Genomic DNA, 19525 nt, shown 5'->3' with positions numbered 1-19525 from the left:
ATAATGAAAAACAACCTTATTTTAACGCTACTTTTTGTATGCACGTTTTTAACCACTAGTTGTAGCTCTGATGACCAATCACAGGAATTAGCCTCAACTATAGATGTGTCTTTTATAGGCTCAATCGACACTAATTATACAGATCTTCCAATTGATTTGGAAAATACCACTGTTGAATTTACCAATAAAGCCAATGGAACAACCAGTACAATTAAGCTTGATAAAAATGGAATAGCCAAAGCTCAACTTAGAATTGGACAGTACAATATTGTTGCCAAACAAACCCTTGACAAGAAAACTTACAATGATTTAATAGATCAAACCGGAAGTAAAGAACCTAAAATACAGGATAGTACAATTAGCTTTACCGCAAATATTGAGAACCTTGATTTACAAAGTTCTAAAGAAATTCATCTAAAGCTTCAAATCAATAAATCAAGTGATACAGGACTTGTATTTAAGCAAATTTACTATGCAGGCTCTAGTCTTAAAGACGGATCAGCTTATAGAGATCAATTTGTTGAAATCTATAACAATAGTCCTTACACAGAGTACTTAGATGGGATACTTTTAGTTATGCTACACAACGCCACTAATAAAACAGCAAATCGTCCGGATAAAGAAAACGTTCTTCTTGCCAATGGTGGTTATAATTGGAATAAATCCCAAGGGAATACTTCAGATAAAGATCTAAATAAAGACTTTGTATATGCCAAAAAAGTATTCAAATTCCCAGGAAGTGGTAAGCAATATCCAATAGAACCAGGAAAAAGTATTATAGTAGCTGCTACGGCAATAGACCACACTAAAAACTTTATTATCGGGAAACCTTCTGAATTTGTCGACCCAAATAAAACCGTTGATTTAAGTCAAGCTGACTTTGATGTATACCTACTGGATTACCTACAAAACACTTATGGTATTGACATTACTGAGCCTAAATACAAATACAATTTAAATACAATAGGTATTGATAAGATGAAAGTCATTAAAGTTCAAGAAAGAGATATCTCTATGCGCTTTTCAACCGATGATGGTATTTTACTTATTAAACTACCTACCAATCTACCGGTAGAATCTCTCCCTGTGGTTAAAGCTCCTAAAAGTAATGATAGCACAGAGTGTATAAGAATACCTATTGAGTACACTATTGATGCTGTACAAATCAGACACGCAACAGATAGACGCGTTGCTCCTAGAAAAATACCCGAATCACTAGATAGAGGTAACACGTTTGTTCCTAATGGAACCTACTCTAGTGAATCACTTTTTAGAAAAACACGATACACCTTATCCAACGGGCGACGTGTTCTTCTAGATACCAATAACTCTACCGAGGACTTTACCGTTTCAAACAAACCAATTGCTACCAAAGCAGAAGATTCATTTTTTGATTAAATTCATGAGAATATTATTTACTTTTCTAACCATAATATTGGCTCAAATGCTAAATGCTCAGAACAGTTCTGAGCATTTAGATATTTGGCTAACCAATAAAAACCAAAGAGAACTTGCAGCAAAACATATCTTATTTTTAAACCTTCAAGAACACCAATTTGGGCAAATCAGTTTGGAATACTTATCTGTAAATGGAGACTTGAAAAAAAGTCAAGACCCAAACAATACTCAAAAGTATAATTTTAATGCAGAAGGCTTTACAGATATTTCTAAAGTAAAAGCTTACGGAAACTTTGTTTTCTCTAAACAATTCAACAATCAAATTGCAAATGACCTAAGAGGAAAACACGATAAATTTAATCCCTTTTATTTTTATGCTTCTCACCCCAACAACAAACAAAACCAACAATACCTAGCCAATACTATCTTTAGTTACCCCATTTTTAAAGATAAACTAACTATAGGTGCAGGAATTGACTTTGATTATAACTGGAGTACAACCAATATGGACCCTAGAGCTGACGTGGTAGACTATTATATTAATTACAAATTACAGTTAGCCTACAGGTTTAAAAAACACCACCTCGGTATTGCTTTGGGTTACGGAAAAACCACGCAAACCAACAATATTATGTATAAAAACACCCAGTACAAAACCAGTAATCAATACAAAGACCGTTTTCTAAATATTTCTTTAGGTTATGGTGATATCATCTTAAGTGATCAAAACTACCTTTTAGATAGAGATCAAAAAACAAACACCTACAAGCTTGCTTATGCCTATTGGGGAAATAGACTAAAAGTAAACAGCCTGGCTAAGGTTATTTCTCAAAATCAAGATGCTCTGCTAAATAAATATGCCGAAACCTTTAACAATAAAAACACCTTTAAAAACAAACAAATAAACCTTGAGACTCTTTTAAATTATCGTGTAAAGGCAAAACTGAATTTGCAGCTTTTGGTAGCCTACAATAATTACAAGGCAGAAAACTACCGAGCATTAGAGGGAATCAACTACAGGGTTAATCACTTTAGTCTTCATACCCAATTCTTAACCAAACTTAGCGATATAGCCCCAAACTTACACTTGGAGATTGGGCTAGATAGCTATTTTCAATCCACCAAAAAAAATGACTATGCCATTGGTTCTTCTAAAAACTACAGTTCGACAACCAACAAACTATTTATCAATACTTTATACAAAAAATCAAATCATCTCTACCATTTTAAACTATCGCCTCTAATTCATAGAAAGCTATCAAACGATTTGTTTATTGCACCAGCTCAACAAAACAATTTTACCCAACAAGTTATATGGGTTGATTACCTATATCATCAAAAAAACAAATGGGCATTACAGACTCAGTTGGGGTACGCCAATACCTCTTGGATTAAAAACTATACAGTTTACTTAGGTCTATCGGCAAATATCCTTATGAGCAAAAAACAAACAAGAAATAGTATTCTAGCAAGTCTAAAACTGTACTTATAATGAATAAACTCACCCTTACTACTTTAGCAGTTCTAGCCATCATTTTATTGAGCTTTCATAAGCTTGACCGTGGCATTGACCCCAAGTACCAAAGTATAGAAGATTTAAAAAAAGCCTATATGGTCGATAGTAAAAATTGGCCAGCTGCCTTAGTAGATTCTACAGCCGTATATACCCCTTTAACTGCGCTACCAAGCGCTCCTGTAATAAGTGTAAAGGATCAAGGAAAATTAGAATTAGGTAAGATTCTTTTTTTCGATCCTAGATTATCTTCCTCTGATAAAATATCATGTGCTAGTTGTCACATACCCTCTAAAAATTGGGCGGATAAAAACCCTCTAGCCATTGGTCACGATTCACTAACGGGCAAGCGTAACACCCCTAGTATTGAAAATGTTTGGATCCAAAAAGAACTATTTTGGGATGGAAGAGCAAATTCCTTACAGCAGCAGCAAATCATGTCTATTGAAAATCACGTAGAAATGTTTCAATCCACTAAAACCTTAGCCCTGAAAATTCAAAAAATAAAAGGATACGAAATACTATTTAAAAAAGCCTATGGATCAAGACAAATCACTTTGGATAGAATCCTTGATGCAATTGCTTTATTTCAAACAACTATCGTTTCAAAAACTAGCGCTTTTGACCGGTTTATAAATGGAGACTATCAAAGCCTTAGTGATAATCAAATACACGGACTACACCTTTTTAGAACCAAAGCTAGATGCATTAATTGTCATAACGGTCCATATTTTACCGACTTACAATACCACAATCAAGGCTTTACATTCTATAAAAGAAAAAGGGAAGATTTAGGTAGATACAACATAACAAAACTTCCAGAGGATGTTGGAAAATTCAAAACCCCTGGCTTGCGTAATGTAATCAACACAGGGCCTTGGTTTCATCAGGGAATATTTCCAAATATTCAAAGTGTAATTAGTATGTATAATATTGGAATGAATACCCCTTATAGAAGAGAAGAGTACAAAAATGATTCGCTTTTTCCAGTTACTTCAAAGCTTTTAAAACCCTTAAACCTTACAAAACAAGAACAAGAAGCTATAATTGAATTCTTACACGGGTTATCCTCGCAAACAACAACAATAACCCCACCTGTAATGCCTTAATTAAGTCATTTATATTGATAAGTCCCTAAAGAAGCAATACACTTCTTTAGGTCCTAATCAAACAGGGCAACATGAAATACTACTCTTACCCTTTTTTTCAATTTCAAAAGCGTAGTCTATGTCTTAACTTATAGGTATTATAGTTGTAAGGTGTAAAGCTAAGTAAAAACAACTAAGTATTTATTAATAAGACAAATAAGAAAAAGACATATATTATAAAGGAAGTTTAACCAAATAGTATTTTTTGACCTTTAGATTGAAAAAATACCTTCTCATAAACTTCTTAATTACATAATTTTTATTAATTAGTCGCATATGATTGTAGTACGACAAATTTTCTACTTCAAATTGTTTTTGATTGTTTTGTTTTGCTGTTTCAATAAGAGTTAATAGCTCTTGATACTCTTTCTCGATTAGAGTAGAATCTGTGGGGTGTTTTACAGGGACAATTAACATAGTAATAGATTTAGTGTTAAAGATGGTGTTAAGTCATCGTAATTCAGGGGGTTTCTTTCTCTATTAAATAGCTATATTAAACTAGTTTACCAATTTATTTAAAGCAATTTTTACAGTGCATTTTTTTGTTTTCTATTTACTTTTAGTTTGCTTAAACTCTAATGGATCATTGTTTTGATAATAGGTAATCTTGAGCAATAAACTCAAAATAAAAACACATTAAAAACTCAATAACCAACTAAATTTTAAAAGAGTTAATTATAGCATTTATTAGATATTTTTTATTCACTACAAATATCTATCAGTATTCGCATTTTGGAAATACCCTTTTTGGGGTATTTATTGATTAACTCTTTGGTTATATAAGCTTAAAGCTAATTTCTAATAGTAAATGCTAATCTATGGCTTAGCTCTAATCTTTCAGAATTATATTTAGTAAAAGCACCTGTTTATTGAGTAAACGCCCAAAACAATACTTATAAAAATATTAATTTATTAAAAAAAACATAATTACATTAAACATTCATTATTATAAAAAAAAACAATGTCTTTACTTAAACAAAATATGGTTTTAAAATTATCTTTTTTACTTATCGATATTAGTTGAGATAAAAAAGTTAACACATTAACACTATTAACTAAAAAAACACCCTATCATATAAATAATAGGGCGTTGAAAAAAAATATTTATTTAAAGGAAAACTTACTTAGTTGTTTGGCTTTAAGAATATCAGAGGTTTTAACCTTTAACTCTTGGTCTCTAAAGCCATTAACCTCATGGGCTTGAATTAAAAGCAATTTTTTATTAGACAAAGGGTACTGATTCAATACAAATACCATATCTACAACCTGATGAGGGAGAATTTCATCAATCATCCCGTAACTTCTTATTGGCTTTAAATCAATCTTTTGAATAGTCGTGTTTTTCACCCGTTTTCTATCGACAACTTTAAAGCTAAAATTATCCAACATAAAACTAAGATTACTATGATTTTCTATAAAAACGTGAAAATACAACTTACCCTTTAGAGTATAGATATTCTTTAAGCCTATTTTGATCTGATAGTCCTTTTGATAAAGATGTAAATCATTTTTACCATGTTTAAAGATATTTTGTATAAAAACCTGATTTAAACTAGGTTTTAACTCACCTAAATCACTAATAAAAGCCTCAGTGTTATAATTATCCTTATTAGTTTTTAATTTCTGCAAATCATAACTTAAAGACTTTGGATTTTTACTATAACGGGCACCAAAAGAATAATAGTCTCCCTGACTAGTTATTACAGTAAAATTTGTAGGCTGCATTAAAGAATCAACCGCCTTTAGCCGTAAAACGTTATTGGAAACATCAACTCTTTGTGCGATGAGCTCACTACTGCCTAAATCAACATATTTAATACTATTTGAAAATAAAATATGTGTTGTATTGTTTTGAGTCACCTCAATATCATAGGGGCTAATTCTTGCCATTTCTAGCTTATTATCAATTACGCTTTCTTGAGAAAATCCATAGCTGGAAATAAATATTATATATATTGCTGCAGTTGTTAATATTGTTTTCATAATTATATTTTTTAATGATTAATCTTTTGAAACCAAAAAAAGTTGCTGTCCTTTTCTAAGAGTGACTCTATGGCTTTTTACTTTCTTTGAAAAATAGTCTGACACTCCTGAAATTACGCCTTTTGCTAAATCTGCCTTTATCTGATCGGAGGCTCCACGAGATAAAGTAATTCCTCTATTGCTTGTTGTGGCTAAGGAAGACAACACTTGTTTTGTTGCACTAACCTCTTGAAAATCCGTCGCCTGCACCCCTATTTGCCCATAGATATCATACCCAAGTAACTCAACTGGAGTTATATACTCTTTAATTAAAATGGAATGTACATTCACAATTACCCTATCTCTATCAGAAACTGTTGCTAGACCCATTATTAAACTTCCTTTTTCCAATACCATATCACCAATACTGATGCCTTGGCATAATTTAAGCTCGACATAGCCTTTATCGACAATTACTTGATCTTTAGCTATAGTTACCTTTATGGTATTTTTAAAACCTTTCTCTTTTGATTTTACTCCAATTGAATAAAAAGAGTTTTCTTCTCTTGCACTGACCAAATCTATAGGCTTTAACACTGAAACAAGAGTTGACACAACACTTTTATCCTTTTGGGACTGAACTCTTAGTGGCCTTTTTTTTTGTTCTTGCTCAATAGGGTTAGACAGCAGTATTGGCTTTTGTTTTGAATCCGGTAGGTATTTGGCTGCCATTTGATAGGACTTCTCCATAAGATCTAATTGACCTTGCAGGCTCAGTGGCTCTGGAATGCTTTTTTGAGAAAGCTCTAACTCTAATTTTTCTATTTTTTGTTTTAACTCCAAAGTTTGATGATCATCATCTTTTGAAGAATAAAAATCCTGTATTACTCTTTGAGAATCATCATAAGAAGTATTGAAATGATTAAAATCTCCAAGGTTATTGTTCTTTTGATAATTCACAATATTCTGATCAGGTCTTTGAATATTAGCCGTTATTGTGTCTTTGAAATCTTTAAAATAAATCCTGTGGTTGCTATTTTTTTTCTGGGTTTGACTCCAAAGATCAAATTCATAAGCTTTTATCTTATTACTTGGCATTTTCTCAGGCATTGCCGCAGGTAACAGGTCAGTTTCATCAATATCAATATTACTTTTGGTCGGTTTAAAAATAAAGTAAATCGCCAATAGAAAAACTCCTCCCATTAGACTAAAGGCTAGGAAACTTACCAGTAGCTTTTTTTTGCTTTGTGTATTTTGGTGGTTTTGTATCATAACTAAAGTGCAATTGATGGTTTGTTTGTTGGTTTAAAAACACTTTACCAATAGGTATAGCAACAGGTATATGGATTAAACTTTTTGTGTTATTTGAATTATAATAATGATTTAAAATCTCTATAAAACACAGTATTATAAGTAGAATTACAAATCCAATTGCCCATGACTTTTTAAGTAGTATTCTTTGGGCAAATAAAGTTTTATATCGTTTTTTCATAACCTTTAGTATTTATCGTTTTATGGTTTGAATATCTTTATTCTCTAACACGCTGAATCGTTCTAAAACAAAACCTTGTGGATTATAGTCCGAACGAACCGCATTTAAAAGCTCTGCCGAGGTAACAAGCCTACGTCTTGTAATATTACTAGGCCTAACAATTAGTAGACTACTATATGTAGTGGTTTTATAGGGATAGGTGTCAAAATCAATTACAATACTATCAACATTGATACGCTGTTGAATCCCCCCTGAAATAACCCTTGAATAATACCCCTTTTCTAATAAATCATTGTAATAGTTATACGCACTTTTATCCGATAGGTTAAAGGCTCTTTGCATATTGCTTTCAATAGCCTTTTTCTCAGCCGATAGACTAAAGAATAGCTCATGGAATCTTCTCACGTGTTCTCTTGCCTCCACAGGCCTGTTTATACTAGCGTCTTGAGACAGGGCTAACATTAGTGATTTCCCATTGTCTAAAACGTATATTTTTTGTCTTTGCTTTTGAGCAAAAACATAGCTTTTATAAAGACTAAACACGGTAATCAAACTGCAAAAACAAGCAAATACAATAGCGTATGTTCGCATTGCTTTATAACCACTTTCTATATTTCGCAAGGCTTTAAAGTCCATAATTAATAGTTTTAGTGTAATTATTTTTTATTTAATCTACCCGAGATATTTCCCGTTACAGCTGCTGTACCAGCCGAGGCAACATTTCCCGTTTTCATAGCTGTTTGATTCATGTTTTTCACATAATTGCCAGCACCACCGGCTTGTATAACCCAACTTGTAACCGTTGGAATAGTAAAATATCCTACAATACCAATGATCATAAAGATTGAATACACCCCACTAGAATCATCTGCTATAAAGTTGGGGTCATTAAGCATTTGAATATCCTTCTCTAGTATTAAGCTTTGAATTTTTGAAAGCATACTAGAGAAAAGATCAGACACAGCTAACCACAAATACACACTGACATACCTGGTTATCCATTTAACCAAAGTAGATTCAAAACCACTCCATATAGAAATTGCAAAAGCAATAGGTCCTAAAATGGATAAAACAATTAGAAAAAAAGTTCGTAGGGTGTCAATCACTAGTGCAGAGGCTTGAAATAGCATTTCAAGTATTTCCCTAAAACCATCACGTATACTCTTTTTCAGATCATACATTCCCCTTTCTAAATACATCCCGCTTATAGCTGCTAGGTCAGTAATGGACCAACCTAACTCATCGAGTTTTTTATCAAACTCACTATCTGAGACCAAATAGGCTGATTGAGTATCTCTAAGCATTACCTGTTTTTCTAAGTAATCTTTCTTTTGTTGTAAGGCTTGAAGATCTACAATCTGACCCTCTAAAATGTGATGAGTTCCTTTAACCACCGGACTTAATATAGAATTCAAACCTCCTAAAACTATCGTGGGAAAAAACATAATACAAAGCCCTATAGCAAAGGGTCTAAGCAAAGGAAATACATCAATAGGTTCTGCTCTAGCTAAAGCTTGCCAAATATGAAGTGATATATAAAAAAGAGCTCCTAATCCCGCGAGGGACTTTGCCACAAAAACCATCTCAGAGGTCAAGGGCATCATTTGATAATAGAGATTTTGTAAAACCTCGTGTAAATTAGTTTCTTGCATACTCACCAATATTTTTGATCACTACTGCCATAAAGGTCTAAGACCCTTTTTTGACTGTTATATTTTTTTGCTCTAAGTAGACTAACCGAAATATTCTTTCTTGTATAATAACTCACCAAGCTGTGATGCTCTTTAATCTTTTCATACACCTTATCTACCACATCCATTCTTTGCTTATCATTTAATGAGAGTGAACTTTGATTGACAATTAGTTTAAGCTCTTTAAGTAGATCAGTACTCTGACTAAGTAGAATTGAATATCCATTGCCGATTGCCAATATCTCGTTTGGTGAAAAATTAGAATCATTAACCATTTTTGAAAAATTATTCACATACATACTAGATACCTCTGCCACTAGTAAAACAGTCTGTTGAACTTTTTTAGCATCCTTGACCAGTCCATTGACTCTTTCAAGCTTCTGATAATAATCTTTACCTTGATTGTAGAGTTTCTCGACTTCTTTAAAATTCTTAACCACATTGTTAACCGTCTGAGAGGTTTGTACAATTTCATTAGCGCTGTTTATAATTCCTTGAGCCAAATTCACCGGATCGGTCACAACCCATTGCCCAAAAACCTGTTGGTTTACACACAATAGCATAGCTATTGCAATTACTTTTACAATTTTGTTCATATCGATAAAATTTTAATGATTTAACTAAGTAAGAATAGTTTACTACTTTGAAAGGTTTTCTCTATTAAGCTGTTTAATAGCTGACTCTAAATCTAAATTAAGCTCTTGAGCTCTTTTTCTTATCATAAGCCTTTCTCTTTGTTCTGTTGTAAATGTTAGGTATTCTGGATAACTCACCTCTGTGGCGTAAACCAAAGAATGAACCCCTCCTAATCCTATCCAGACTTCTTTATACAATCTATTGGGATCATTGTTTTGGTTAAGTGATAATATTTGATTTTTTTCCTTTTCACTGAGTCCTAATAATTGTTGTATTTGATCAAATTTATTAATGTGTTTTCTTTGATCTAAAAGTATCTTACAATCAGAATTGTTCACAATAGTCTGTTTAACAATTTCTGATGATATAATATCATCCACCTCTTGAGTAACTATTATTGCCTCGCCAAAGAATTTTCTAACCGTTTTAAAAAGATACTTTATGTATGAGGCCATACCTTGTTTAGCTATAGCTTTCCAGGCTTCCTCTATTAATATTAACTTGCGTATTCCATCAAGATACCTCATCTTATTGATAAATACTTCCATGATAATAATGGTGACAACAGGAAATAGAATCCCGTGGTCTTTTATACTATCAATTTCAAAGACTATAAAACGCTTGTTAAGTAAATCTAGATCAGATTGTGAGTTTAGTAAAAAATCATATTCTCCACCGCAATAATAAGGCTCTAATACATTTAAAAAATTATCCAGGTCAAACTCCTTCTGCCTGACTTTCTTTTGAGTTAAACTATCTTTGTATTCACAAGCAACATAATCGTAAAAAGAATTAAACCCTGGGGTGATATCAGTGGATTGAAGCTTATTTAGATAGCCACTAACAGCATTTGAAAGCCCTACCTCTTCAGATCGAGTTACTTTTTGATCATCTCTTTTCCAAAGTGTCAATAAAAGCGTGATAATACTTTGCTTTTTTTCAATATCAAAGACTTTATCATGGGTATAAAATGGATTAAAAGAAATAGGACTCTCTTGTGTATAAGTAAAATAAACCCCATCTTCTCCTTGAGTATTACTGTTGATTAACTCACATAAACCTTGATAAGAATTACCTGTATCTACCATCAATACATGTGAACCTTGCTCGTAGTATTGCCTGATCATATGATTGGTAAAAAAACTCTTACCACTGCCAGAGGGACCTAAAATAAATTTATTACGATTAGTAATTATTCCTTTTTTCATCGGCAAATCTGATAAATCAACATGAATTGGTTTACCAGTTAGTCTATCACACATGGTAATGCCAAAACTCGAAACAGAATCTTTGTAATTTGTTTCAAGATTTAAAAAACAAATTCCTGGCTGTAGAAAAGTATAAAAACTCTCTTCTCTAGGAAAATCACCACTATTTCCAGGTATACCTGCCCAAAACAACACCGGAGCATCAAAGGTATTAAACCTTGGGGTACACCCCATTTGAGATATTGCACTAGCGCAATTATTCTTAATATCACTTACCCCCTGTGTACCCTCAGACCATGCCATAACATTAAAATGAGCTCGTATGCTTTTTAACCCTTGACTATAGGCAGTGTTTAAATATTTCTCTATCCATTGCTTATTGATTTGATTCTCTCTGGAATACCTCGATAAAGAATGCATTGTTTTAGCAGATTTCTCAAACCTTTTCAAATTCGCTTGGCTATCCTCTATAAACAAATATTGATTATAGATATGGTTACAATCAAGCAAAAGCCCAACCTGACTGGCCATACTTAATAAAAGGTGACTACTTTGGGTTGAAAAGTTTTGATAAACATTTGCACAACTTACCTTATTTGGTAGGTCTTCCACATGAGATAGAGTATGAAAAAGCACTGACTTATCCCCTACTTTAACCTTATCTGGAAAAAGAGCTAAATCCTTTAAACTGCCCCTATTTTTATCACTTAATGCAAAATACTGCTCTAAAATTCCACTCTCTAACTCATTGCCTAGAATTTCATTCTCACTTAAACAAGTCATCGTTAGTAGTTGCGAATCATTAATGATCCTTTGAAAAAGATCAACACTTGAGGTGAAATCTAAAATAAGCTGCTGATCTAGACTTTGCTTAGGTAGCAAATAACCTTTAGTAAGGCTTGATAAATCACTCTGCTGAGCGATCCGCTTTTTTGTGGTTTTAGTAATAAACAAATAACAGGTATGATTCAAATAAGCACGTTCATTAAAATGCCTTTGATTGCTTAAAGCTAAATAGCTTGCATCTTCTATTTGAAAATCTGGCTTATAGCTTTGTTGTAAAAACCAATCCTGTTTGTGAACAACCGTATAATTAGGTAATAATTCTAAGGCTTTAAACAGAGTGTTTGAAAGGTGTTGATAGTCCTGTTTTGAGAGGGTGAATATCTCAGGAAGTTCCATCTTAAAACACATTGTTAGATCGCCTGATTTTGTTACTATAGAATTTTCATGTACCGAATAAATTGGAAACATGCGCTCTAGAGTATTTGCTTTAGCTCTATTTCTCATAGCTTTCTGTTTTTATTAGATTCAAATACTCAGAAATAGGTTTTCTATTTAAAATATACTTTGGAAAAGTAGCTCTTGCTCGAAGCTTTACAAGGCCATATTGTCCATATTTTTTATTAAATAAAAACACAAAATAACTTAGGCCAAAAGTCAAAACAAAGCCTATAAATAAACACACATAAATACTACCTCCTGATAGGTAGCCCACAATAATCAAAACAATATTCAAAATTAATCCCAAGGCGAAATAAATCAAATACTGTCCTCTGAGTCCTTTAAATTCAACTACTGACCCAATTCCTTTATTAATACTATAATTTACCATAAATCAAAGTATTAAAGGAAAAATGATCTAAGTATACTAGCCGATACAATTAAAAATATACAGGCACCGAACCAACTTGCAGCAGTTTTACTAGTATCAGGGTCTCCACTGGTGAATTTATTATATACCTTAACCCCTCCTATTAAACCTACCACCGCTCCAATGGCATAGATTAGTTTTGTGGCTGGATCAAAGTATGAAGTAATCATTTGAGTAGCTTCATTAATCCCTGCGATACCGTTACCCTGAGCAAAAAGTTTTGTTTGATAAAACACCAGTAGAACAAACAGCACAATGGTCTTAAAAAAATCTGTTTTCATAATGTATTTGTTTTTAGTTATTTATCATACACTTTGTATGATACACACTAAATTCCCAAATAAAAAAACACTCTCAAAATTTAGCCAATCATAGGAATCATTTGGCTTTTAATTTCTTATAATCAAAAAAACAAACAATACTTTTGTTTACTAGCACGGCTAAAGATTATAGATCTTTTAAATGCAAAAACACCTTTTAAAACACTCTAAAAAGTGCTTAAAAGGTGTTTAATCTATTTAACTACTAACTAATTCAATAAATTCACATAATTATTCTTTTTAAAAGACAAATAAACTAATGATGCTTTTCGCAATTCAGATTGCCACTGCTTTTGATCAATAAACTCATTGTTTTTCAAGCTCAGTAAATAAGTAATCACTCCTTTGTAAAGCTTCTCTGCCTTAAATACATGCCCTAGGTCTATAAAGGCATTAGCTAGATTATTACACGAGATAATATAAATCTGCAAAAACGGAAGCTTTAATCTATTACACTCTGCAACGTAATAAGATAATACCTCTGCGCGATACATCGCTTCCTGATAAAGAGGTAAAGACCGCTTAATCTCTCGATTATCAAATTTTTTATTAGCCTTGATTGTTAACTGTTTCCAATATTGATGGATATGCGTTAGACATAAATCACTCATAGCTCAATAAATTTTCGTTGGCAAAATCCCAATTAACAATCTCCCAAAAACTCTCCACAAAACTAGCTCGAGCATTTCTGTAATCAATATAATAAGCATGCTCCCAAACATCGATAGTTAAAATAGGGCGCATTTTTAAGGTAAGTGGAGTATTGGCTTCTTTCATGGCTAATATTTCTAACTTTCCTTTCTCATTCAGTGCAAGCCAAGCCCATCCACAGCCAAATAATGAAACAGCTATTTTTGAAAAAGTATCTTTAAACACCTCAAAACTTCCAAAGTCTCTATCGATAAGTTCAGCTATTCTACCCTTGGGGCGTACACTACTATGGGGAGTTAAACAATTCCAATAAAAACTGTGATTAAAATGCTGTGCTGCATTATTAAACAAAACCATATTTCGATGCTCAAAGCCATGTTGTATTAATTGCTCAACACTTAAATCTATAAGCTCGGTATCCTTTACTAAAGCTTTTAGATTATTGACATAACCTAAATGATGCTTTTGGTAATGATACTCAAAAGTTTCTTGAGTTAATGCAGGTGTTAAAGCATTTAATTGGTAAGGTAATTCTGGTAATTCTAAATTAATCTTCATGATTTTTTCATTTATTATGTTAAACTCATTTACTGGGATAAAACTGACTTTATTTCTTGAATTATACTTATTCAATTTTCATACATACAAAACTATAAATTTAGACTAGTCTAACAAAATTTTAATTACTATTCTAAAATACAGGCGTAAATAACTGATAACAAGATTAAAACAACAACAAAATCACTATAAACACCTCATCATTTAAAACATATCAAATAATGTAAATCTAAAAAAGTGACTTTTCGTGTAACGATAAAAAAAACAAACGTCATATTAATTAAACAACACCCTTAAACAAGTAACATGAAAAATCTAACATTCCTAACACTGTTTTTTCTACTGCCCCTTTTTTTAATAGCACAAAAAAACAGCTCTTCCCAAGAAGTTTATCTTATTGAAAATGTTGATATTATTACTATGAACAAAGACAATCAGGTCATTAAAAATGGAAATATTATCATAAAAAACAATAAGATTCTGTCTATCAATGGATCTAAACCAGAACATGCTATTGTTATCAATGGTCAAGGTAAGTATCTTATTCCTGGGCTTATTGATATGCATGTTCACAACCTAGCCGATGGCCCTTACATGGGCTACCCCACCCAAGGAGCGGGTGTTCTTTTTGATACCCAACGATTCATGACACTCTACATTGCCAATGGTGTAACAACCGTTTTTGAGCTTAGTGCTCGTGCAGAGCATATTGGTCAACGCAATGAAATACTCAAAGGACAAGTCATAGGCCCACGAATTGCTCTAGCTGGATTAATTGATAAAAGTAATGCTATATTGACCGCTCAAAATCCTCAAGAGGCTACTTTTGCTGTAAAACTAGCCAAAGCACAAGGTTTTGAGTTTATAAAAACTTATAGTCAACTTGACAAACCCACTTTTAAAGCCATGGTTAAAGAGGCTAAGAATCAAAACATGAAAGTTGTTGGACATATTCCCACAGCATTTGAAGATTCTCAAGCAAATGAATTCTTTATTGATCACTTTGGATTAATTGCTCATGCAGAAGAACTTTCTAAACACGCAAAACAGTTTAATTACCAAACAGCAGAACAATATGCCAAATTAGCTAAAGCTAATAATACTTGGCTTATCCCTAACCTATCAAATTTAGTAAATATTGCCAAACAAGCCAGATCTGTTGATAGTGTAACTAGTTTAGAAAGTTTCTCTTACGTTCACCCATTAATGCAAAGCAAGTGGGTTGTTGCTAATCAATACAATCAAGGAACCAACCAAAAGCGAATTGCATATTTTGATCAAATGGTCGAGTTCCATAAGCTTATTGTTAAAGCCTTTAAAGAGCAAGGAGTCTCCATGCTTGCAGGTACTGATGCAGGTACTTCGGGAATTGTATGGGGATATTCGCTACACGATGAATTAAAACTATTAGTAGAAGCAGGATTAACAGAACAAGAGGCTCTTAGTGCCGCTACCATTCAAGCTGCAAAATGGTTAACTATACAGGATAAAATAGGAAGTATTGAACAAGGCAAATTAGCCGATTTAATACTACTTGATAAAAACCCTTTAGATAATATTGAAAATACCAAGACAATCAGTGGAGTGTTTGTAAATGGTCGTTGGATTGATAAACATGAAATAAATCAAATGATACAAGAGGTTAAAAAGTAGAATCAAGACCATAAAGACCAATATAATTGGTTTGAGACACTAAAAAGACTAACCAATAAATAGTTATAGTTTACCTAGCTTTAATCCCCCACTTCAAAGTACAACTCAAAGGCTAGGTGATTTATTAAAAATCAACTTATTAATATTATGATTATCTACAACTATTTCTCTTTCCCTTTTTTTCATTACTTTAGTTTTTCAAATCAAGGATTAACCTCAAAAACAAACGATGGTATTAAACAATGTTGTATCCTTTCTAATTGCGGGAAGTATTTTATTACTCGCTTTTCTACTACTGACCAATCCTTTACAGATAAATAAAAAGGGGAACTTCTACTTCGGCTTATGTTCATTGTGCTGGTCTACCTTTTGGCTAGATGAGGCCTTAGCTGATCAAGTATTTGTCCATAGGCCATTGTTTATCCTAACTAAAGGAATTATCCAATTTCTAGTGCCTTTTCTTTTTTTTATTAGTACACTTTTCTATACTAAGCCTATATATAAGTTTACAAAAAAAGACTCTCTACACTTACTATTGCCGATGAGCTATTTGACGTTGCTTTATTACCAATTATTCAGCAACCAATCAATTAACAACACTCCAATAGTGATATTGATTATTTTGAATGCCTTGTTTTATATCTCACTTGCCTATTTTACGGTGGTTAAACACCAACGAGATATCGAAACCTTTGTCTCTACTAAAGAACCGGTGGATCTCAACTGGATAAAGATGATTATTTACGCCATCACCTGTTCTATTATAAGCACGGCCTTATATACCACGTTTATCAATACTCAGGCACTAAATCTTTATATCAATATATTCTTTCTAATTATCGCTTATATGATTGCTTATTTCGCCATCAAGCAAGGTGAAATATACCCAAAGAATATTGATGTCAACCAAATCGTACATGCCCAAGAAATTGAAAAAGAACAAGACAAAAATACCTTAATGGATCAAGCTGATTTGAACCTCTACAAAGAACAACTAAGCGCGTTAATGATACAGCAAAATCCGTACCTAGACAGTGATTTAAACCTTGTTAAACTCGCTGAAAAATTAGGGGTTTCTACTCATCAACTTTCCTATGTAATTAATAAGGGATTTAATGAAAACTTCTTCCAATTTATCAATGCATACAGAGTTGAAAAGGCTAAAGAATTACTAAATAATCCTAAATACGATGCTTATACCATTCTCGCTATTGGTTATGAATCTGGTTTTAACTCTAAAACAACTTTTAATACAACCTTTAAAAAAATAACCAAAATCACTCCTACCCAATATCGAAATATGCGTTCCAACTTATAAACACAAACCTATAACAATATAACTATCAGACAATTAAACAAAAACCATACTAGTAGTTCTATTTTATCAATCAGAGCACATCAACCAATACCCCAAAGTATTTTTACTACATATTTAAAAACTAAAACGTGAAAAGTATGTATGCAGTTATAACAGGAGCTAGTCAAGGGCTAGGAAAATCTATAGCAGAAGAATTAGCCAAACAAAACAATAATCTTATTCTAATAAGCTTGCCTGAGCAAAACTTAGAACAGTTTGCCCACTACCTTATTTGGAATTATAGTATTGAGGTTATTTACAGAGAAACCGATTTAAGCATCAAGGAAAATGTACTTGAAACAGCCCAATGGATTAACAAAAATTACCCTATCAATATACTGATCAATAATGCAGGGATTGGTGGCTCTAAAAAGTTTGACCAAGCTACTAGCCAATACATTGACAAAATCCTGCAACTCAACATAGTAGCCACTTCTCTACTAACCCACCAACTCTTAGCGAACCTAAAAAATCAGGATAAAGGCTATATCCTAAACGTTTCTAGCCTAGCTGCTCTTTCTCCTATCGGATACAAGACTGTCTATCCTGCCTCCAAAGCCTTTATACACTCTTTTTCTAGAGGTCTAAGCCAAGAACTAAAAGATAGTAATGTCCGCGTTAGTGTTGTTAATCCTGGAGCTATGGCTACCAACGATGAAGTCACTAAGAGAATTGAAAAACAAGGTTTTTTCGGAAAACTAACCTTACTCAACCCTAGTACCGTTGCAAAAAAATGCATACGCAATATGTTTAAGGGCAATAGTCTTATTATTGTTAATCCTTTTAGCTGGATATTGTTACATTTGATTCCTATATGGGTTCGTCTACCCTTAATGACCAAGGCTATTAAAAAAGAGGTAAATCAATGAAAAACGTTTTTATAACAGGGATTACTGGACTATTGGGAACTAATCTCGCTTTAGATCTATTAGCAAAAGGCTATACAGTCAAAGCTCTATTAAGAAATAAGAAAAGCTATACCCTAATTGACCATCATAACCTAGAATTAATACAGGGAAATTTATTTGACATCTTAGACCAACATTTAACCCAAGTTGACGTTTGTATCCATATCGCAGCTGAGACTGCTCAACACTACACTGACTATGAACGATACCAAAGAATCAATGTAGAGGCAAGCAAACATTTACAAGAGAGTTGCATACGCACTGGAGTCAAAAAATTTGTATTTATCAGTTCTGCCAATTCCTTAGGTTTTGGTACACTCACTAATCCAGGTGATCAGTACACTCCTTTGAAAAAGCCTTTTACCGATTCATTCTATGCTCAAAGCAAACGAGAAGCTGAAGTGTGCTTACTCAAAAATACAGATAAAATTCATACCATAATTCTAAACCCTACCTTTATGCTTGGTCCTTATGATCGCAAACCGAGCTCTGGAAAAATAATACTAATGGCTTGGAAGAAAAAAATCATTTTTTCTCCTCCAGGAGGAAAGAACTTTGTCAATGTAAAAGATGTGGTAAAAGCTATAAACAATAGTCTACTCAGTGGTCGAAATGGTGAGAAGTACCTCATCGCTAATGAAAACCTCTCTTATCATACCTTCTTTACAAAGCTAAACACGCTAACTAATCAAAGCCCTATCATTGTCAATATACCTAAGCCATTACTAATATCAATAGGGTATCTAGGTGATCTGCTGAGAAAACTTGGTGTACAAACAAGTCTTAGCTCGACAAATATGAAGATACTCTGTATCGGCAATTACTACGACAACGCTAAATCAATTAAAGAACTAAAAGTTCAATATCAACCTATTGATTTTGGAATTATTCAAGCAATTGAATATTTTAAAACAAATTAAGCACTATTGAAAACTTAAACTCGTATAAAAAGTAAGCCCTCAATTAGTTGGAGGCTTTCCTTTTATATCTACAGCGCTAGCGCATTACTTTCTTCTAACTATCATATATACCTTCGCCCTCAGTAATTTTAACCTTTTGACGCCTTCCCAATTCTCATCTACCTTTATTGGTCTCTTGTAATAACTGGTATAAAAAGGAATAATTAATACAAAAAAAGAGCAACCTTATTTGACAAAAAACAATCGATACCCCTTATCAATAAAGGGATTTGATAAAATACATTTTTCATTTCATCACACTTCCTTTCATTATTCTTTCATAATTCCCCTACTTTGTTGCGAAAAACAGCCCTTTTATGAAACAACTCCCGAACAAGAGCAAAACAAAACCCGAATAGATACGCTTTCGATTTTTAATTTTCTTAGATTCAACAAATAAATGCAACAGCATTTAAA

The 19525-nt window shown here is 32.7% G+C and carries 17 protein-coding genes; 7 read left to right on the top strand and 10 right to left on the bottom strand.

All coding sequences use genetic code 11. The features are described 5' to 3' along the window. Positions 1-3 precede the first annotated feature (3 nt). From GJV77_RS11390 to GJV77_RS11380, 3 genes are read left to right on the top strand one after another with little or no spacing between them, the layout of a single operon-like run. Positions 4-1398, top strand: coding sequence for a DUF4876 domain-containing protein (locus GJV77_RS11390; protein WP_155036486.1), 1395 nt, complete (start codon positions 4-6; stop codon positions 1396-1398). A 4-nt stretch (positions 1399-1402) separates the two neighbouring features. Beyond that, positions 1403-2890 (top strand): DUF6850 family outer membrane beta-barrel protein, encoded by a 1488-nt coding sequence (locus GJV77_RS11385; protein ID WP_155036485.1) that lies wholly within the window; start codon positions 1403-1405, stop codon positions 2888-2890. Then, positions 2890-4020: a cytochrome-c peroxidase gene (locus GJV77_RS11380; RefSeq protein WP_155036484.1), complete on the top strand. Its 1131-nt coding sequence runs from the start codon at positions 2890-2892 to the stop codon at positions 4018-4020. Before GJV77_RS11385 ends, GJV77_RS11380 begins: the two co-directional genes overlap by 1 nt. A 1143-nt stretch (positions 4021-5163) precedes the next feature. Here GJV77_RS11380 and traN read toward each other — a convergent pair. The 10 genes from traN to GJV77_RS11330 all read right to left on the bottom strand — a co-directional run bounded on the left by traN (position 5164) and on the right by GJV77_RS11330 (position 14231). Beyond that, positions 5164-6042 (bottom strand): conjugative transposon protein TraN, encoded by an 879-nt coding sequence (gene traN / locus GJV77_RS11375; RefSeq protein WP_155036483.1) that lies wholly within the window; start codon positions 6040-6042, stop codon positions 5164-5166. An 18-nt stretch (positions 6043-6060) separates the two neighbouring features. After that, positions 6061-7293: a conjugative transposon protein TraM gene (gene traM, locus GJV77_RS11370; RefSeq protein ID WP_155036482.1), complete on the bottom strand. Its 1233-nt coding sequence runs from the start codon at positions 7291-7293 to the stop codon at positions 6061-6063. A gap of 232 nt (positions 7294-7525) precedes the next feature. Continuing rightward, on the bottom strand, positions 7526-8149 hold the full coding sequence (gene traK / locus GJV77_RS11365; RefSeq protein WP_155036481.1) for a conjugative transposon protein TraK: 624 nt from the start codon (positions 8147-8149) through the stop codon (positions 7526-7528). Positions 8150-8169: 20 nt separating this feature from the next. Next, positions 8170-9165, bottom strand: a complete 996-nt coding sequence (gene traJ / locus GJV77_RS11360) for a conjugative transposon protein TraJ (RefSeq protein ID WP_155036480.1) — start codon at positions 9163-9165, stop codon at positions 8170-8172. 2 nt (positions 9166-9167) lie between these two features. Further along, complete coding sequence (locus tag GJV77_RS11355) at positions 9168-9767, bottom strand: DUF4141 domain-containing protein (RefSeq protein ID WP_377088004.1); 600 nt, start codon at positions 9765-9767, stop codon at positions 9168-9170. 75 nt (positions 9768-9842) lie between these two features. Beyond that, complete coding sequence (locus GJV77_RS11350) at positions 9843-12338, bottom strand: TraG family conjugative transposon ATPase (protein WP_155036478.1); 2496 nt, start codon at positions 12336-12338, stop codon at positions 9843-9845. Further along, positions 12328-12663, bottom strand: a complete 336-nt coding sequence (locus GJV77_RS11345) for a DUF4133 domain-containing protein (protein WP_155036477.1) — start codon at positions 12661-12663, stop codon at positions 12328-12330. The genes GJV77_RS11350 and GJV77_RS11345 overlap by 11 nt, the downstream gene beginning before the upstream one ends. A gap of 11 nt (positions 12664-12674) precedes the next feature. Then, positions 12675-12983 carry a DUF4134 domain-containing protein gene (locus GJV77_RS11340; RefSeq protein WP_205012530.1) on the bottom strand — a complete coding sequence of 103 codons (309 nt, stop codon included), beginning with the start codon at positions 12981-12983 and terminating at the stop codon, positions 12675-12677. A 248-nt stretch (positions 12984-13231) separates the two neighbouring features. Continuing rightward, positions 13232-13633: a tetratricopeptide repeat protein gene (locus tag GJV77_RS11335; protein ID WP_155036476.1), complete on the bottom strand. Its 402-nt coding sequence runs from the start codon at positions 13631-13633 to the stop codon at positions 13232-13234. Beyond that, the gene (locus tag GJV77_RS11330) at positions 13626-14231 is read right to left on the bottom strand and encodes a superoxide dismutase (RefSeq protein WP_155036475.1); all 606 of its coding nucleotides are present in this window, start codon (positions 14229-14231) and stop codon (positions 13626-13628) included. Before GJV77_RS11330 ends, GJV77_RS11335 begins: the two co-directional genes overlap by 8 nt. A gap of 420 nt (positions 14232-14651) precedes the next feature. Here GJV77_RS11330 and GJV77_RS11325 point away from each other — a divergent pair, with 420 nt between their 5' ends. The 4 genes from GJV77_RS11325 (at position 14652) to GJV77_RS11310 (ending at position 19069) form a co-directional block, all read left to right on the top strand. Continuing rightward, a complete protein-coding gene (locus GJV77_RS11325) occupies positions 14652-15884 on the top strand; it encodes an amidohydrolase family protein (RefSeq protein WP_240142859.1) in 1233 nt (410 codons plus the stop codon). A 229-nt stretch (positions 15885-16113) separates the two neighbouring features. Then, positions 16114-17202, top strand: coding sequence for a helix-turn-helix domain-containing protein (locus tag GJV77_RS11320; RefSeq protein WP_155036473.1), 1089 nt, complete (start codon positions 16114-16116; stop codon positions 17200-17202). Positions 17203-17339: 137 nt separating this feature from the next. Next, entirely contained in the window at positions 17340-18110 is a 771-nt protein-coding gene (locus tag GJV77_RS11315; RefSeq protein WP_155036472.1) for an SDR family NAD(P)-dependent oxidoreductase, read from the top strand. Beyond that, positions 18107-19069, top strand: coding sequence for an NAD-dependent epimerase/dehydratase family protein (locus GJV77_RS11310; protein WP_155036471.1), 963 nt, complete (start codon positions 18107-18109; stop codon positions 19067-19069). The genes GJV77_RS11315 and GJV77_RS11310 overlap by 4 nt, the downstream gene beginning before the upstream one ends. The last annotated feature ends 456 nt before the right edge of the window (positions 19070-19525 follow it).

Source organism: Myroides pelagicus (genome assembly GCF_009711055.1).
Lineage (GTDB): Bacteria > Bacteroidota > Bacteroidia > Flavobacteriales > Flavobacteriaceae > Flavobacterium > Flavobacterium pelagicum.
The sequence above is the reverse complement of the archived record's forward strand: the minus strand, read 5'-3'. Positions and strand labels throughout refer to the sequence as shown.

Bases quoted from the DNA above. Each gene is read 5' to 3' on its own strand.
- traM (WP_155036482.1), bottom strand. From the start codon at position 7,293: ATGATACAAAACCACCAAAATACACAAAGCAAAAAAAAGCTACTGGTA.
- traN (WP_155036483.1), bottom strand. From the start codon at position 6,042: ATGAAAACAATATTAACAACTGCAGCAATATATATAATATTTATTTCC.
- GJV77_RS11320 (WP_155036473.1), top strand. From the start codon at position 16,114: ATGGTATTAAACAATGTTGTATCCTTTCTAATTGCGGGAAGTATTTTA.
- GJV77_RS11390 (WP_155036486.1), top strand. From the start codon at position 4: ATGAAAAACAACCTTATTTTAACGCTACTTTTTGTATGCACGTTTTTA.
- GJV77_RS11335 (WP_155036476.1), bottom strand. From the start codon at position 13,633: ATGAGTGATTTATGTCTAACGCATATCCATCAATATTGGAAACAGTTA.
- GJV77_RS11345 (WP_155036477.1), bottom strand. From the start codon at position 12,663: ATGGTAAATTATAGTATTAATAAAGGAATTGGGTCAGTAGTTGAATTT.
- GJV77_RS11385 (WP_155036485.1), top strand. From the start codon at position 1,403: ATGAGAATATTATTTACTTTTCTAACCATAATATTGGCTCAAATGCTA.
- GJV77_RS11330 (WP_155036475.1), bottom strand. From the start codon at position 14,231: ATGAAGATTAATTTAGAATTACCAGAATTACCTTACCAATTAAATGCT.
- GJV77_RS11380 (WP_155036484.1), top strand. From the start codon at position 2,890: ATGAATAAACTCACCCTTACTACTTTAGCAGTTCTAGCCATCATTTTA.
- traJ (WP_155036480.1), bottom strand. From the start codon at position 9,165: ATGCAAGAAACTAATTTACACGAGGTTTTACAAAATCTCTATTATCAA.
- GJV77_RS11310 (WP_155036471.1), top strand. From the start codon at position 18,107: ATGAAAAACGTTTTTATAACAGGGATTACTGGACTATTGGGAACTAAT.
- GJV77_RS11355 (WP_377088004.1), bottom strand. From the start codon at position 9,767: ATGCTATTGTGTGTAAACCAACAGGTTTTTGGGCAATGGGTTGTGACC.
- GJV77_RS11340 (WP_205012530.1), bottom strand. From the start codon at position 12,983: ATGAAAACAGATTTTTTTAAGACCATTGTGCTGTTTGTTCTACTGGTG.
- GJV77_RS11350 (WP_155036478.1), bottom strand. From the start codon at position 12,338: ATGAGAAATAGAGCTAAAGCAAATACTCTAGAGCGCATGTTTCCAATT.
- GJV77_RS11315 (WP_155036472.1), top strand. From the start codon at position 17,340: ATGTATGCAGTTATAACAGGAGCTAGTCAAGGGCTAGGAAAATCTATA.
- traK (WP_155036481.1), bottom strand. From the start codon at position 8,149: ATGGACTTTAAAGCCTTGCGAAATATAGAAAGTGGTTATAAAGCAATG.
- GJV77_RS11325 (WP_240142859.1), top strand. From the start codon at position 14,652: ATGAACAAAGACAATCAGGTCATTAAAAATGGAAATATTATCATAAAA.